Below are 15,093 nucleotides of genomic sequence, written 5' to 3'. Positions count from 1 at the left end.
CGTTCAGATTTGATATAGTATAGAGATGCGAGCAGAAGCTCGTTCCTTGCTCCATTTATGGGGCCGTTAGTCCAAGAGGAGGTGAAACAATATGCGCAAATATGAAGTAATGTACATCGTTCGTCCAGACGTTGAGCAAGAAGCCTTGCAAGCGATCGTTGACAAATTCCATGGCATTATCTCCAATGGCGGAGAAGTCACAAAGCAAGATGTGAGCGGAAAACGTCGTCTTGCGTATGAAATCAACAAGCTTCGTGATGGTTATTTTGTACTCGTTCATTTCAATGCAACTACTGAAGTTGTAAATGAACTTGACCGTATCATGAAGATTACGGATGAAGTTATCCGTTCGTTGATCGTCAGAGACGCCGCTTAATCCAAGCTGGATTGTTCGATTGGGAGGTCAGAAACGATGTTGAATCGTGTTATACTAATTGGTAGATTGACGAGAGACCCAGAGCTTCGCTATACACCTGCAGGTGTCGCAGTTACACAATTTACGTTAGCGGTAGATCGTCCGTTTACAAGCGGTGGTCAAGGTGAGCGTGAAGCGGATTTTATTCCGGTTGTAACATGGCGTCAACTGGCCGAGACTTGCGCCAACTATTTGCGCAAAGGCCGCTTAACAGCGGTTGAAGGTCGCATTCAAGTTCGGAATTACGAGAACAACGAAGGCAAACGCGTCTACGTGACGGAAGTTATCGCTGATAACGTTCGGTTCTTGGAATCCAACAAAGATGGCGGTGGATCGCGTGAAGAGGGTGGAAGCAGCTACAGCGGCGGTACAAGCACCGGCGGAAGCAATTTCGGCGGCAATGCGTCCCAAAGCAGCGGTAACCGTCCATCTGGTAATAACTCACGTAACGACAGCCGTGATCCGTTTCAGGATGACGGACGCCCGATTGATATATCAGAGGATGATTTGCCATTTTGATAATGGTGTAGCTCAGGCTGCACATGTCAATGGAGCAGTTGCACAGCCTTTATTGCGATATAAAGCTGTTGTGTAATTGTAATATTTTCAACGATAAGGAGGATACCTATCATGGCTTTCAAGCAAAGAGATAACGGTGGCGACGAGCGTCCAGAACGTAAGTTCAGCGGACGTAAAGGCGGACGCAACAAACGCCGTAAAGTTTGTTTCTTCACTGTAAACAAAATTTCTAAAATTGACTATAAAGATGTTGATTTGTTGAAAAAGTTTATTAGCGAGCGCGGCAAAATCTTGCCACGTCGTGTGACTGGTACAAGCGCGAAATACCAACGCTTGCTTACAATCGCAATTAAACGTTCACGTCAAATCGCATTGCTTCCTTACACGACTGAATAGGTCGCTGTCTGGAATCAAAAAGCCTACTGAGCTTTCTCAGTAGGCTTTTTTTGTATTTCTAATCGAATGATACGCATATATTCACGAGGTAAATAAGGGGAATAGGGCTCTAAATGATGGATAGAATCATGCGCTGAATATATTTTGTATTGGAGTAAGGATGCAGGCTGCAGCAGCTGTTTGCTCCGCCGCTGATCCACTTGCTGATCCAAACGCCATGCGCCAGCTAAAATCAGAATGAAAATGAATGAGCTGATCGCTATTTTTGTATGCAGCATGATGATCACTCCTTTAGTAAGAGTAATCCCCATTTTCACTATTTTCATTCTCCCTGTTTTGTCATCTCAATTCTTTTGACAATTTTAGACTTGAACGATATACTAAAGTGTACTCAAAAAACAACTAAATTAACTTTTTTTATCGGAGGAGCCTGCCAACAGCGGGCTCTTTTTGCGTTTTTTTAAGGCTCCGGCAGAAATGGAAGTACTTTTATAAAAATAGGGAAAAGCTATGGAAGTCATTTGTAGAGGAAGGGGAGAGTGTTTTTGCTATCTATCATCGTCATTTTACCATTTATTATGGCTGCTATTAGTCCTTTGCTGCGAAAGCTGCTGCATGGACTTCATACGGGTTGGATTATTCTGCCTTTGCCAATTTTGCTGTTTGGTTATTTTCTATGGAAAATACCAGCGATTCAAAGCGGAGAAACCTTAACAGCAACCATCCCGTGGATTCCTTCATTAGGAGTTAATTTTACCGTTTATTTGGATGGTTTAGCTTTATTATTTGCCTTATTAATTACGGGAATTGGCGCGTTAGTCGTCCTTTATTCGATTTATTATTTGGATAAAAATAAGGAAGCGATAACATCCTTTTATGTTTATTTGCTTCTATTTATGGGAGCTATGCTCGGGGTTGTCCTATCAGATAACCTTATCGTGTTGTATGGTTTCTGGGAGCTGACGAGCATTTCCTCGTTCTTGCTGATCGCTTTCTGGAACCATAGAGAGAAATCGAGATACGGCGCATTAAAATCTATGCTCATTACTGTATTTGGCGGCCTCTCTATGCTGGCTGGTTTTGTACTGCTGTATGTGACGTCAGGCACTTTTAGCATTCGTGAGATTATCGGCGGGATTGATACGCTAAACGGCAATATATTGTTTTTGCCCGCGATGCTGCTTATTCTAGTTGGTGCATTTACAAAATCGGCGCAGTTTCCATTCCATATTTGGCTGCCTGATGCGATGGAGGCTCCAACCCCTGTAAGTGCGTATCTACACTCAGCGACGATGGTTAAGGCAGGTTTATATTTAGTCGCAAGGTTCAGTCCAATCTTCTCTGGAGAGTCGGCATGGTTCTGGCTCGTTTCGTTCTTTGGTCTTGTGACGATGATTTATGGCTCTTTCCGAGCGATGAAGCAGACGGATTTAAAATCATTGCTCGCTTTCTCAACGATTAGCCAGCTCGGCTTGCTGATGAGTTTATTTGGACTTGGATCGGCGGCGGCTTTCTATACAGGAGGTACAGATTCACTCTTTTATGCAAAAGCAACGATGGCGGCCATCTTTCACTTGATCAACCATGCTGTGTTTAAAGGCGCTTTGTTCATGGTTGTCGGAATCGTTGACCATGAAACAGGGACGAGAGACATTCGCAAGCTAGGCGGTCTTATGGCTCTAATGCCAATAACCTTCTCCATTGCGCTTATTGGAGCCTTCTCGATGGCAGGCCTGCCGCCGTTTAATGGCTTTTTGAGCAAGGAAATGTTTTTTACAGCGGCTCTTAATATTAGGCAGCTGGACTTTTTCAATGTTTCATTTATGCTGGCTATCATTCCCGTTATCGCATGGGTTGCAAGTATATTTACATTTGTATACAGCATGATTTTGCTATTTAGAACGTTTACGGGACCGGCACAATTCGAGAAGCTAGCGAAGAAGCCGCATGAAGCGCCGCTCGGCATGCTTATTTCCCCGGTCATTCTTGCTTCATTAGCTGTCGTTATCGGTTTTTTCCCAAACCTGCTTGCGTACTCTTTAATTGAACCTGCCATGGCTGCGATTCATCCGAATGTGCTGCTGCCCGGCGAGCGTTTCCTCGTGCATATTCAATTCTGGCATGGCTGGACAGCTGAAATATTTATGACGATGGGCGTCGTAATTGCAGGGACACTTTTGTTCAAGTTTCATCAACGTATCCAGTGGATCAATCAACCGCTTTTCCAGCACATCTCATTGAACCAAATGTATGATGGAGGACTTCGAGTATTGGATAAAGGCTCCAATCGGTTGACCAACGGTTATATGACGGGTTCCATTCGCCACTATTTGATGTACATTTTTGTATTTCTAATTGTGTCGCTTGGGTTAACGATGATCCAAGAAAAAGTGAATGTGTTCCAGTTCTCGGACTACGCTCCAATATCCGTATATGAGGCGGTTATTATTATCGTCTTAGTCATATCGGTTATTGCTATACCGTTTACGAAGTCGAGAATGATGGCTATCATTTTGACGGGTGCGGCAGGTTATATGGTCACCTTGTTTTTTGTCATCCTACAGGCGCCTGATCTAGCTTTGACTCAAATGATCGTCGAGACAGTATCGGTGACGCTGTTCCTCTTATGTTTCTATCATTTGCCGAAGCTGAGCAAGGAAATAGCCGCCCTGCGTTTTCGACTATCTAATTTTGTTATTGCGCTTAGTGTAGGGATTATAATGACTTTAATTGCGCTTGGTGCAAGCGGAAATCGCGCGTTTGATTCTATATCAGGCTTTTTCTTAAAAGAGAGCTACGAATTAGCGGGCGGCAAAAATGTGGTTAACGTCATCCTCGTTGATTTCCGTGGCTTCGATACAATGCTTGAAATTGTTGTCCTTGCCATCGCTTCATTAGGTATTTATGCCATGATTAAGCTGAAGCTGGATACAGAGGCAGAGGATGAAAGAGTGTTTCTGCCTAAGCAAAGCAATAGAGGAAAGCTGGCATTTCCAGTAGTAAGAAGCAACGATGTTATTCTGAAGACGATAGCGAAAGTCGTTATCTTCATTATATTGACGTTCTCAGTGTATTTGATGTTCGCAGGGCATAACCATCCAGGGGGAGGATTTATCGGGGCATTAATGGCGTCGGCTGCATTTATTTTGCTTACGATGGCCTTTGGATTGCAGACGATGCGAGAGGTTATTCCTATCGATTTCCGAGTATTAACAGCAATTGGGCTGTCGATAGCTATTTTGGCGGGAGTAGGATCTTTTATATTTGGTGCACCATTTCTCAGTCATGCCTTTGGACACTTCGAGCTGCCGCTATTGGGCGATACGGAGCTTGCTACGGCAATGCTGTTTGATTTAGGGGTATATTTGACCGTTATAGGTGTGACGATGACCATCATTTTAACGATAGGGAGGGATAAGTAGCTATGGAATTGTATATGTCACTCGCAATCGGTGTTATTTTTACAGTCGGGGTGTATCTGATCTTGTCCAAAAGCCTGCTGCGTATCATTTTGGGAACCTCTATCCTTACCCATGGTGTTCATTTGCTGCTGCTTACGATGTCCAAGCTGAAAACAGGAGCTGCTCCGCTGCTTGGCGAAAAAGCGGAAACGTATGTCGATCCGCTGCCGCAGGCACTGATTCTAACTTCTATCGTCATCAGCTTCGGCGTGACCTCTTTTTTCTTTGTACTCGCTTATAAGGCTTATCAGAAGCTGGGTACTGACGATATGGAGCAGTTAAGGGGGAATGACGATGAATAATCTGCTTGTATTCCCGCTTCTCATTCCTTTGTGTACGGCAGTTATTCTTTTGTTTTTTAAAAATAGCGTGACCGGGCAGCGCTGGGTAAGTGCGATTGGTATGCTTTTTAATCTGGCTGCTGCTATTGTCCTTATCTATCAAGTAAAAACGGAGGGCATTCAAACGCTGCACATGGGAGGCTGGCTGCCGCCGTATGGTATTGTGTTCGTTGGGGATATGCTTGCCGCATTGCTTGTTTTGGCTACTTCGATTGTCGGCACCTTCTGTTTGTTCTTTGCATTCGGGACGATCGGCAAGGAGAGAGAAAAATATTATTTTTATCCGTTTTATCAGTTTCTGCTTGTCGGTGTGAGCGGATCGTTTCTTACGGGAGATTTGTTTAATTTATTTGTTTGCTTCGAGGTTATGCTCATTTCCTCCTATGCGCTTATCGTGCTTGGAGGGACGAAGAAGCAGCTCCGTGAAACGTTGAAATATATTTTAATTAATATTTTATCCTCAACACTATTTGTTGCAGCAGTTGCCTATTTGTACGGAGTTGTAGGCACTTTGAATATGGCGGATCTGTCACAGCGCATAGCTGAAGTAGGTCAGAGCGGCGTCTTGAACGTCATTGCGATCTTGTTCATGATCGTATTTTCTTTAAAGGCGGGACTGTTCCTATTTTTCTGGCTGCCCGGCTCTTATAGTGCGCCTCCGGCAGCGGTATCCGCATTGTTTGGTGCGCTGCTCACGAAAGTAGGCTTATATGCTCTCATACGGACATTTACGCTTATCTTTTATCATGAACCTACGATTACGCATCACTGGATGGCTTGGATGGCCGCTGCAACGATGGTTTTAGGCGCTTTCGGGGCGGCCGCTTATTCCGATATTGGCCGTATTTTGAACTACAATGTCATCATCAGCGTTGGTTTTCTAGCTTTTGGGTTAGCGGTGAGCTCAAAGGAAGCGCTAGATGGAGTCGTGTTCTATTTGCTGCACGATATGGTTGCCAAGGCACTCCTTTTTATCATTGGAGGAATGCTGATGTATATTGCTGGTACGGGGCGTTTAAAGGAAATGGGAGGCTTGATCAAGCGTTATCCGTTTATGGGCTGGATGTTTTTTATCACAGCGTTAGCCATTGCAGGCATTCCTCCACTTAGTGGATTCACTGGGAAACTGCTGATCATAATGGGCGGATTTCAGGAAAAATATTTTTGGCTTACAGCTGTGTCGCTAGCATCAAGCTTCATCGTGCTCTATTCCTTGATCAAAATATTTATGGCGGCTTTCTGGGGTGCAGAGATGAAAAATGCCGATTCGCTGCCTGCCGTTAATAAAGGATTTATCGTTTCTGCAGCAGGGTTGTGCTTGATCGTTGTTGCGATGGGCATCGGCTCAGAGTGGGTGTATCAATACGTTTCTGAAGCAGGGCATACGCTTATCAATCCGGCGCAGTATATCGATGCCGTATTAAAGGAGTAGATGAGATGGCTTTGCAAATCTTATTAAACTTAATCATTTCTATCGTATGGATGTTTCTTCACAATGACTGGTCGGCTCCGCGGTTCATCGTAGGATATATCATCGGTATTTTATTTATAGGGCTGCTCAGCCGCTTTTGGCCGCATGACTTTTATATGAAGAGAGTATGGGCAATTCTTAAGCTTCTTGTCCTTTTCATAAAGGAATTGTTTGTTTCCAGCTTCGTTGTCATTGGACTAATCGTTCGTCCTAAGCTCGCCATACGTCCAGGGATCTTTGCTCTGCAAACCGAGCTCAAAACAGACTGGGAAATCACAGTGCTGTCCTGCCTAATCTGTTTGACACCAGGGACGCTGACGCTCGACGTATCCAAGGATGGCCAAACATTATATATTCATGCGATGGATATGGATGATGCGGAGCTGCTCTCACAGCAGATCAAGGATTCTTTTGAAAAAGCGATTATGGAGGTGACTCGGTAATGCTGTCCACTTTGCTTATTGCATCATTAGTTATACTATCACTAGCTATTTTGGGTTGTATGTACCGGCTGCTCAAAGGTCCTTCCATAACGGATCGGATCGCTGCTTTGGATACGATTGGTGTCATTTTATTATCGATGATTGCAGTCATTTGCATGCTGCTAAAAACAAAAAATTATTTCGATATCATATTATTGATCGGCATATTGACCTTTATCGGGACAACCGCTTTTGCAAGATATATTGAAAGGGGTGTCGTTTTTGAACATGGAGATGATAAGTAAAGCAGGAGAGCTGATTATTGGACTGATGGTTTTGTTTGGTGCTTTAATTGGTGCTCTAAGTGCTTTTGGCTTAATTCGGCTCCCTGACGTATATTTACGATCACATGCGGCAACCAAAAGCGCGACGCTTGGGGTGTTGTTCATTCTGGTGGCTGCTTTCCTATACTTTATGATTTATTTGGAGCATACGAGCGCCAAGCTGCTGTTAGGCATTGTGTTCGTATTCATCACAGGACCGGTAGCCGGACATTTGAACGGAAGAGCGGCCTATCGTTCAGGCGTGCCGCTATGGAATAAAAGCATACAGGATGATTTGAAGGACGCCTCTAAAGAGGAACTGGGGTAATTCCTAATGAAGGACGGCATATCTTTTTAGTCGATCCGCTTCAAAAAGGAATGAAACATGATTTTTAATAAAATAAGATGATAGGTGAGTCCGATGCCAAATGCCCCTAAAGCAGCTAAAGGCTCGCCTGCTATTCCTAATAAATAGCTTTTGGCAGGCCAGTAGCTTGGAATCCATGCTCCTAAATACTGCCATGGCAGGGGGGTGAAGGCAGCAATAATAGGTCCTGCAAAAAGTAAACCGCTTATCTTGGACAAGGCTAAGCCTTCGACCTTATTTGTTGCAAAAGTCGCTAGAAACAAAGCCAAACATGGGGCCTCTAGGGTTAGCAATACGATGGTATACAAACTTTCGATTTGAAGCTTTGCAATGCCCGATAATAGGATGAATAAACTGGCCAAGCTTATTGCAAGAGCGCATGGCAGCAGTAATCGATACAAAAAATAGCCTTTACGTGTGAAAGGGGTAATCGCATAATAAGCAATCATGTTTTCATCCCGTTCATCGAGCATAAGAAGTCCAGCCATTGTCCCTGGAAGAAGCGGTATGACAAGCATAAGGAACGTTACCGCGAAATTGGAATAATCCATCAATAAAAAGCCGTACTGCTCATGTATCCAATCGGATAATGGAGGGAAGGCATAACGAGCAACCACGATAATGGCTAGGGGACCAAATAAACTGGCCATAAGCATAGGATCCATCCTAATTTGCCTCGCATCATTCCTCATAAAAGCTTTAATTTTCAGTATCATCATGAATCCCTCTTTCCTATTTTCATAAGAATGACCTGCTGAAATGACCGTTTAGCCCATAAGAAAACGAGTGTGTTGCCTAATAATAAAATGAAAATGGCATACATCGTTTCTGCGACAGATGGCTGTTTGATCATCGATTTTAACAATAAGAGGGTTCCTTCCGTAGGGATGATCATGTATAAATATGGATTGCCAATCTGAAAGAAGCCGAGTAGAGGAAGCGCAAACGGCAGAGCATAGAGCTGTGAGAGTAGAATAAAACCGTTTACCGATTGCGAGCGTACAACTACGCCAATGGATAACAAAGTGAAAAAGCTGGATGTAAGCAGGATGCCAATCGTGAAATGAAAAGGTGAAGCGGGTACACCAATGGAAAATAGATGTATAGCCCAGGCAGATGAGATTGAGAGTAAGGCAAGAGAACAAGCTTTGGCAAGCAAATATTCGGTTACACGAAGCGGGGTAACGAACAGACTGTCATGAATGCCTTGGTCTTTCTCAAGCAAGACAATGCCGCCAGCTAGAATTAATCCTAACGCACTTGGATCAGAGAAGGTAAGCAATAGAGCAACGGTTGTTTTGTAGTCTGTGGGAATAGAGTGGAGCAATAGGAGATATATTGTGCAGACGAGCATGTAGATCAGGTAAAATTTATGGCGCCACTGGAAACGAAGATCATGACATACGGTCATCCACATTCTCATACTAAAGCCCTGCCTGTCACATCAATAAATATTTGTTCAAGAGTTGCTTCTAAGGAATGAATCGTTTCGATTTTTTCATGATGGATAAGGTTCATAAATTGCTGATTCCCCGCAAGCCCATCCATAGAAAAGTGTTCGGTTAGCAGCTCATGCTGCTTTAAATATTCAATTCGAACACTGTTTTGGCCATGTCGCAGTCTTAGCTCTCTAGGAGAATCAATAAGCTTAATCTGACCATCGACAATAAAAGCAACACGGTCGCAAAGCTCCTCGGCTGCTTGCATGTTATGTGTTGTGATTACAATGGTAGTACCCGCAGCTTTCCTCTCCAAAATTAACTCTTTCATCCGCTTTGCATTTACAGGATCAAGGCCGGAGGTCGGTTCGTCGAGAAACAAAATGTTTGGTTGATGCAGCAATGCACGACAAAAATTCAACCTCATCTTCATGCCTTTGGATAGCTGTGACACCTTCATATTCGCGGCATCCTGCAGTCCAACCTGGGAGAGGAGCTGCATAGGGTCCAAGGTAACGCCTGCATAAAGAGAACGAAACAATTTTAAGTTTTCAAGGACTGTAAACTTGCTGTAGAAGTTGGGGAATTCAAAAGCAACGCCGATTTGTTCATAATAGTCGGGACCAGTGCTCTTGATTTCATGATCCAAAACACGCACACTGCCTGCGTAACCTTTAAGTGCACCGATCAATATTTTTTGCGTGGTGCTCTTTCCAGCACCTGATGGACCGAGAAAACCAAATACTTCTCCTGGCGCGATTGAAAAGGTAAGGCCGTGCAGAATCGTATTTGTGGTACCGGGATACTTGTACTCAAGCTGATTCACTTTGATCATTCGATAATTTCCCCTCCTAAATCACGCTTTGCATACATACCTTCCGCAACAATATCAAGCATAAATGAAATGGTATCGGAATAAATGCCTGGCCCGATTTCCTGCTTATGCAAGGTAAGAAGGACAAGCGCTCTGATCATACTAACGATAAGCTCAGGCTTTGTATGAGTGAGAATGCCAGCTGCTTGCCAATGGTGAATAATTGGCATTAAGGCATCTGCATCATCAGAGAAATTATGTTCCAAGAGCTCTGGAGGCAGCTTGCGTACAAGCTGAGCAAATTCACCTTCCAAGTACATTTGACGAACCATAGGGCTTTCTCCTAATAGACGGAAGGATTCAATAAGAAATTGATGAATACTCTCTTTGGTTACGAGTTCACTCCGATTTAGCGAAGCAAGCAGACGATTGCGGATTAAAGCCTCCTCTTCAAGCAGAATGTGATAAAAGAGCTCCTCCTTCGAATTGAAGAACATATAGAAGGAGCCTTGTGCAATGCCGCAAGCTTTCGTTAAATCTTCAATGCTTGTTTTGCGAAGACCAGCAGCTTCGAAGCAGCGTTTGCCTTCTTCGAACAGCTTTTTGCTAATCCATTGTTTCTCTTGCTCACTGAATTTTTTGGGCATAAGGATTCTCTTTTCTTTTTATGATTTTATGAATATTTTTATTTTATATTCACAATAAGCGATAAAGGAGATTCCAGTCAAGCATAATAAAAGAGCAGTACCCAAGTAGAGGATACTGCCCTGATTTTGATATCTTAGAAAGCAGATCGTTTGCTGCTGTTATCTTAAATTTCTCTGCCAAAGAGGCTAGTATCAGCTTCAGCGTCGCCGTGAAATTCTGCTTTTGCCAACTTTAATGGAAGGTTTAGACGTTCGCGGCTTGGTGAATACTTTGCTTGAGCTATTCTTTTGCTTATTGTCTTTCACAATCTTGCCTTTGGTCGTTGGCTTTGTGGTGATTGTATTCGTGCTTGCTTTGGGGGAGGAGGAGGAAACACCCGCCTCTTTGGAGCGTCTCATAACCGAGCCGGTACGATTAACGGTAACTGGTGGTGCAAGCTTCTTATCATCAACGGTAGGTATGCGGTACGTTGTCTTAGGCTTGTAGGTATCCTTTGACGAATAACCTCGGTATTTGCCGCTGCCGTATTTGCCCTTATCAAACAGATCATCAAGAACACTCGCGATTAAGTAGGCTTGGAGAAAGCTTGAGCTATAATTCTGACGTACATATTCCGTTGAGTTAATTTCGATCAGTGTATCTTCCGGTGCATCAGGAGCCTGCTGCAAATCGATGACTTCATCGGAATAGACGAGAAACATCCGCTCTGTACTTGTCTCGCTCTGCTGCTTCGGTTTACGTTGCTCGTTAAAATCAGAAGCGACATCAGGAACGGAACGATTTTCGGCACGATAGATGTAAGAGGTTTGATTGCCAGAGCCGTTGACTGATTCTAACGGGTACTGCTCTTTAACTGTATCTGAAATGGTGCATGCTGTGAGAAGCGGGATGATAAAGCTAAGCAGAAGCAGGTATTTCAAAGATTGATGCCACCATTTGTTCATTGTTATCCTCCTAGCCGCCGCGCAGCACGCGAACATCTGCAGGCAGCACGCTTTCTCCTTCATAGAGCATGAAGCGCCCGTTTTGCCATTCGATACGAAGCAGCTTCATATCATCCGATTGATATTGCCAGACAGACTGTTCGCCTCCCTGCATATATGGCGTTTTGCCGGTCGCCGTAATTAAACCGGAGAATTGCTCCTCCATATGATATGTACGTTCATCCAGCTCCAAAATGGTAGGCACCTCGTCAATTGATTCCAAGCGCCCGTCTATAGGGTCATAAAGCGCAAATACGGTTCTTTCTCGCTCCTCTATCGTTAAATAACGAATGGTTATGCCATCCTGAAGCGTGAGGACAATCGCGTTGCGTGCACGATTATGAGTTCTGCCTGTGACGTTATAAGTTATTAAGGAAACCTCACAAGCATCGCCAGGTGACAATGTCATTATGCTCTTCTCAGCAATGGGCGGAGGAGAAGTAGCAATCAGGTTTTTGATCCGTTTGAACAAGCTCATCGTATATACTCCTTCTGAATAATTAGATAGACCCGATAATTAGTGCGCCTGCAACATGCAGAGAGCCTGCGAATAACGCGTAGTTGACTTTACCCTCATGAATACCTTGCTCCAGCTTCATACCGCTGACAGCAATGACGATTTTCTCTACGATCCACTCCAGTATGAGCAACAGCACGAAGGAGATGAGCGAGATGAGTAGAGCTTCCCACATTTCACTTGATTTACTGATGGATTGGGACAGTATGTACGCTTGAGCAAATAATTTGAGTACGAAGCGAGTCGTTACCGCAGTATTTCCTTTTTTAATTTCCTGCAAATCATTGTACTTCGTAAAACGCGAGTCTAAAAACATGATGATGATTAACAAAATTGCTCCAGCACCTGTCCAAATCGGAATTCGAATAAGGTCAATCCAAGACATCGTCAGTTCCTCCAATGGTTCAATTTATAAAAAAGACCGCTTCCGTTAAAACCGGTCCTCCGATTCGTAACATAAGCGGCCACACTAGATAATATTTATGAAGTGACTAAGCTATTACTGTTTCTCGTATTGCTTCATCAAGGCGGCAAGCTCATCATCGACCGCTTTATCCTTGCCGAGCTTCTCAAACTCAGCATCAAGCGATTTTCCTTTGGCGCTTAATTCGTTACTGGCTTCAGCTTGCGCTTCCATTTGCAGCATCTTCTCTTCCATACGCTTCATGCCTGAAGCAGCTGAATCGGTACCGAAGCCAGACATTGCTTTATTAATTTCCGTTTGTGCCTTGGCTGCATTGTAACGAGCGACGAGTGTTTCACGTTTGTTTTTAAGCTCAGTGAGCTGTTGGCGCATCTCATCCAGCTTGCCGCGCAAATTGTCTGCGAGCAATTTATTCTGATCGAAGCTCGTTTTGTACTCCGTTGATTTCTGTTCGGCTGTTTTCTTCTCTTCCAAGGCACGACGAGCGAGCTCAATGTTTTGCGCTTGTGCTGCAAGATGGGCTTGCTCACTGCGCTTCTCAACCAGCTGTGCTTGCTCTTCATAAAGCTGCTTGAATTTTTTCTCAATGGCAATTTGTGCTGCGACTGCTTTCTCGGCATCGGCTAGATCCTCTTGCATGTCGCGAATATATTGATCGGTCAACTTAACAGGGTCTTCCGCTTTCTCAATTAGAGCATATACATTCGATAAAGTAAGATCACGCAGTCGTTTAAATATGGACAATGAAATCCCTCCTAGAATCGTAGTACGCATAAGTTATAATACGCGAAGAGCAAGCGAGTCGTTGCAAGTAAATGCAGAATCGCTGCCATTCGCGTTTATATTTAAAGAAATGCTACAATAAACCAAAATGATTACCTGTATGAGAAGAAAAGAGGGAGCATAACCATGGAAAATAGCAAAACTGGAACGGAGCGGTTTAAGCGATTTATTTTGAACAATAAGTTCGTATTATTTCTGCTTGTTTTGTTGCTTGTTGGACTAAATATTATGGTGCTGACGAAAATTTCATACATTTTCACGCCTTTAACCGTGCTGCTCAAGACCTTGCTGCTGCCGGTCATATTGGCGGGAATTGCTTATTACTTACTTAATCCGGTCGTCGACTTCTTAGAACGAAAGGGAGTCAAACGGATATATTCTATTATTATGCTGTTTCTGGTTGGCGCAGGACTGATTACAATTTTGCTTGTCATCGTCATTCCATTATTAAATGGGCAAGCCGTGAGCTTCGTGAACAGCTTCCCTAAATACGGCGAGCAATTGCGGGTTAAATTTGAGCAGTTTATGGATAGCGCTGGATTTATTCAAGTACAAGAGTGGTTTAATTTAAATCCGGAGAAGCTGACGTCGAATATTACAGAGCAAGCCACGTCCATTTTGAATGGAACGTTAACAAGCGTGGGTTCCTTTGTGGGAGCACTTAAAGAGGTTATTCTTGCGATATTGACGCTTCCGTTTATTTTGTTCTATTTGCTAAAAGACGGAAAAAGGCTGCCGGAAACGATCGTTAGTGTCCTGCCTAACAAGCTTCAGCCGCACACGAAACGAATTATGGCAGAGATGAACGGACAAGTCAGCAGCTATATCCGAGGTCAAATTATAGTGTCTTTCTGTATTGGGCTGCTGTTATATATCGGTTACTTAATTATTGGCCTGGAATACTCACTTGTGCTTGCGCTGGTAGCTGCATGCACAAGCGTTATTCCGTATCTAGGGCCTGCCATTGCGATTACACCAGCTTTAATTGTTGCTATGGTGACGTCGCCAGTCATGCTCCTGAAGATGGTGGTTATATGGACGATTGTTCAATTAATCGAAGGTAAGTTCATCTCGCCGCAAATCATGGGAAAATCGCTTCATATCCATCCGATCACTATTATTTTTGTTATTTTGACAGCAGGCAACTTGTTTGGTCTTGCAGGGATTGTACTTGCTGTACCGGGTTATGCAGTCATCAAGGTTGTTGTAATTCATCTGTTCGAATGGTTTAGAAGCCGCTCCATTCTATATGAAGAAGATAAGAAAGGCGAAAACGTGCTATAATAACCGATTTCGCTTAAGCAGCTTGAAATATATAAAGACAATACCGAAAGCCAGCAGGTAGGATAAAAAGGTATACCCTATATTCCAGCCGTTTCCGTAGGATACTTTGCCATAGATTAGAGCCATAAACTCAAGCAGTGTAGTGCCTAGTATGAACAAGAACAAGATTAGCACGGTTAATACGGGGCGTGAATTGATCAGCCAGATCATAAAGCATGCTAGTAGCGGGTAAAGACCGATATCAAGCGGCAAGGCGGAAACGGACTCGTCATTGGGGATAAGAGGTGTGAAATCCCAAAACTTTAATTGAAAACCGATTGAGTTGATGACTAAAGAGGAGACCGCTCCGATAGGGAAAATAAGAAGCAAGGTTTTGGGGCTTTTTACGCCCAAATATATACCGGCAATCCAAGGAACAAAGAACCCAAATATAATATTGATAAGCATTATAAGTTCCTTTCTTGAACATTTTTTATTAGAATGTCC

General features: G+C 43.6%; 20 protein-coding genes. 10 read left to right on the top strand and 10 right to left on the bottom strand.

Translation table 11 applies throughout. The features are described 5' to 3' along the window. Positions 1–91: 91 nt before the first annotated feature. The 3 genes from rpsF (at position 92) to rpsR (ending at position 1,330) form a co-directional block, all read left to right on the top strand. Positions 92–376 carry a 30S ribosomal protein S6 gene (rpsF, locus tag AC0VYE_RS34090; RefSeq protein ID WP_054025758.1) on the top strand — a complete coding sequence of 95 codons (285 nt, stop codon included), beginning with the start codon at positions 92–94 and terminating at the stop codon, positions 374–376. A gap of 36 nt (positions 377–412) precedes the next feature. Then, positions 413–934 (top strand): single-stranded DNA-binding protein, encoded by a 522-nt coding sequence (gene ssb, locus AC0VYE_RS34085; protein WP_054025757.1) that lies wholly within the window; start codon positions 413–415, stop codon positions 932–934. 111 nt (positions 935–1,045) lie between these two features. Further along, positions 1,046–1,330, top strand: coding sequence for a 30S ribosomal protein S18 (gene rpsR, locus AC0VYE_RS34080; protein WP_054025756.1), 285 nt, complete (start codon positions 1,046–1,048; stop codon positions 1,328–1,330). Positions 1,331–1,353: 23 nt separating this feature from the next. Here rpsR and AC0VYE_RS34075 read toward each other — a convergent pair whose 3' ends face one another. Further along, a complete protein-coding gene (locus AC0VYE_RS34075; RefSeq protein WP_475445309.1) occupies positions 1,354–1,608 on the bottom strand; it encodes a hypothetical protein in 255 nt (84 codons plus the stop codon). A gap of 261 nt (positions 1,609–1,869) precedes the next feature. On the opposite strand from AC0VYE_RS34075, the gene AC0VYE_RS34070 reads away from it, so the two are divergent. From AC0VYE_RS34070 to mnhG, 6 genes are read left to right on the top strand one after another with little or no spacing between them, the layout of a single operon-like run. After that, the gene (locus tag AC0VYE_RS34070) at positions 1,870–4,752 is read left to right on the top strand and encodes a Na+/H+ antiporter subunit A (RefSeq protein WP_475445307.1); all 2,883 of its coding nucleotides are present in this window, start codon (positions 1,870–1,872) and stop codon (positions 4,750–4,752) included. 2 nt (positions 4,753–4,754) lie between these two features. Next, positions 4,755–5,093 carry a Na(+)/H(+) antiporter subunit C gene (locus tag AC0VYE_RS34065; protein ID WP_054025754.1) on the top strand — a complete coding sequence of 113 codons (339 nt, stop codon included), beginning with the start codon at positions 4,755–4,757 and terminating at the stop codon, positions 5,091–5,093. Further along, complete coding sequence (locus tag AC0VYE_RS34060; RefSeq protein ID WP_475445305.1) at positions 5,086–6,564, top strand: Na+/H+ antiporter subunit D; 1,479 nt, start codon at positions 5,086–5,088, stop codon at positions 6,562–6,564. The genes AC0VYE_RS34065 and AC0VYE_RS34060 overlap by 8 nt, the downstream gene beginning before the upstream one ends. 5 nt (positions 6,565–6,569) lie before the next feature. Then, positions 6,570–7,046 (top strand): Na+/H+ antiporter subunit E, encoded by a 477-nt coding sequence (locus AC0VYE_RS34055; RefSeq protein WP_475445303.1) that lies wholly within the window; start codon positions 6,570–6,572, stop codon positions 7,044–7,046. After that, entirely contained in the window at positions 7,046–7,330 is a 285-nt protein-coding gene (locus AC0VYE_RS34050) for a Na(+)/H(+) antiporter subunit F1 (RefSeq protein ID WP_076266574.1), read from the top strand. The genes AC0VYE_RS34055 and AC0VYE_RS34050 overlap by 1 nt, the downstream gene beginning before the upstream one ends. Then, positions 7,314–7,676 carry a monovalent cation/H(+) antiporter subunit G gene (gene mnhG, locus AC0VYE_RS34045; protein WP_475449821.1) on the top strand — a complete coding sequence of 121 codons (363 nt, stop codon included), beginning with the start codon at positions 7,314–7,316 and terminating at the stop codon, positions 7,674–7,676. Before AC0VYE_RS34050 ends, mnhG begins: the two co-directional genes overlap by 17 nt. 26 nt (positions 7,677–7,702) lie before the next feature. Here the strand turns inward: mnhG and AC0VYE_RS34040 are convergent, their stop codons facing one another. The 8 genes from AC0VYE_RS34040 to AC0VYE_RS34005 form a co-directional block, all read right to left on the bottom strand. Beyond that, positions 7,703–8,434, bottom strand: coding sequence for a hypothetical protein (locus tag AC0VYE_RS34040; RefSeq protein WP_475445300.1), 732 nt, complete (start codon positions 8,432–8,434; stop codon positions 7,703–7,705). Continuing rightward, positions 8,431–9,138: a fluoroquinolone export ABC transporter permease subunit gene (locus AC0VYE_RS34035; protein WP_076266572.1), complete on the bottom strand. Its 708-nt coding sequence runs from the start codon at positions 9,136–9,138 to the stop codon at positions 8,431–8,433. The genes AC0VYE_RS34040 and AC0VYE_RS34035 overlap by 4 nt, the downstream gene beginning before the upstream one ends. Beyond that, a complete protein-coding gene (locus tag AC0VYE_RS34030; RefSeq protein WP_475445298.1) occupies positions 9,135–9,989 on the bottom strand; it encodes an ABC transporter ATP-binding protein in 855 nt (284 codons plus the stop codon). Before AC0VYE_RS34030 ends, AC0VYE_RS34035 begins: the two co-directional genes overlap by 4 nt. Next, positions 9,986–10,615 carry a TetR/AcrR family transcriptional regulator gene (locus AC0VYE_RS34025; RefSeq protein ID WP_076266570.1) on the bottom strand — a complete coding sequence of 210 codons (630 nt, stop codon included), beginning with the start codon at positions 10,613–10,615 and terminating at the stop codon, positions 9,986–9,988. The genes AC0VYE_RS34030 and AC0VYE_RS34025 overlap by 4 nt, the downstream gene beginning before the upstream one ends. A 198-nt stretch (positions 10,616–10,813) precedes the next feature. Next, entirely contained in the window at positions 10,814–11,560 is a 747-nt protein-coding gene (locus AC0VYE_RS34020) for a DUF4247 domain-containing protein (RefSeq protein WP_475445295.1), read from the bottom strand. 10 nt (positions 11,561–11,570) lie between these two features. Then, positions 11,571–12,077, bottom strand: coding sequence for a DUF4178 domain-containing protein (locus AC0VYE_RS34015; RefSeq protein ID WP_076266568.1), 507 nt, complete (start codon positions 12,075–12,077; stop codon positions 11,571–11,573). Positions 12,078–12,099: 22 nt separating this feature from the next. Further along, positions 12,100–12,501 carry a DUF350 domain-containing protein gene (locus tag AC0VYE_RS34010; RefSeq protein WP_076266567.1) on the bottom strand — a complete coding sequence of 134 codons (402 nt, stop codon included), beginning with the start codon at positions 12,499–12,501 and terminating at the stop codon, positions 12,100–12,102. A 114-nt stretch (positions 12,502–12,615) separates the two neighbouring features. Next, the gene (locus tag AC0VYE_RS34005) at positions 12,616–13,284 is read right to left on the bottom strand and encodes a PspA/IM30 family protein (RefSeq protein WP_076266566.1); all 669 of its coding nucleotides are present in this window, start codon (positions 13,282–13,284) and stop codon (positions 12,616–12,618) included. Between the two features lie 165 nt (positions 13,285–13,449). Between AC0VYE_RS34005 and AC0VYE_RS34000 the strand changes: the two genes are divergently transcribed. Further along, positions 13,450–14,607 (top strand): AI-2E family transporter, encoded by a 1,158-nt coding sequence (locus AC0VYE_RS34000; protein ID WP_076266565.1) that lies wholly within the window; start codon positions 13,450–13,452, stop codon positions 14,605–14,607. Here AC0VYE_RS34000 and AC0VYE_RS33995 read toward each other — a convergent pair. Next, entirely contained in the window at positions 14,602–15,054 is a 453-nt protein-coding gene (locus tag AC0VYE_RS33995; protein ID WP_076266564.1) for a CBO0543 family protein, read from the bottom strand. The genes AC0VYE_RS34000 and AC0VYE_RS33995 overlap by 6 nt on opposite strands. Positions 15,055–15,093 lie beyond the last annotated feature (39 nt).

This window comes from Pristimantibacillus sp. Z349TD_6 (assembly GCF_056173205.1).
The sequence above is the reverse complement of the archived record's forward strand: the minus strand, read 5'-3'. Positions and strand labels throughout refer to the sequence as shown.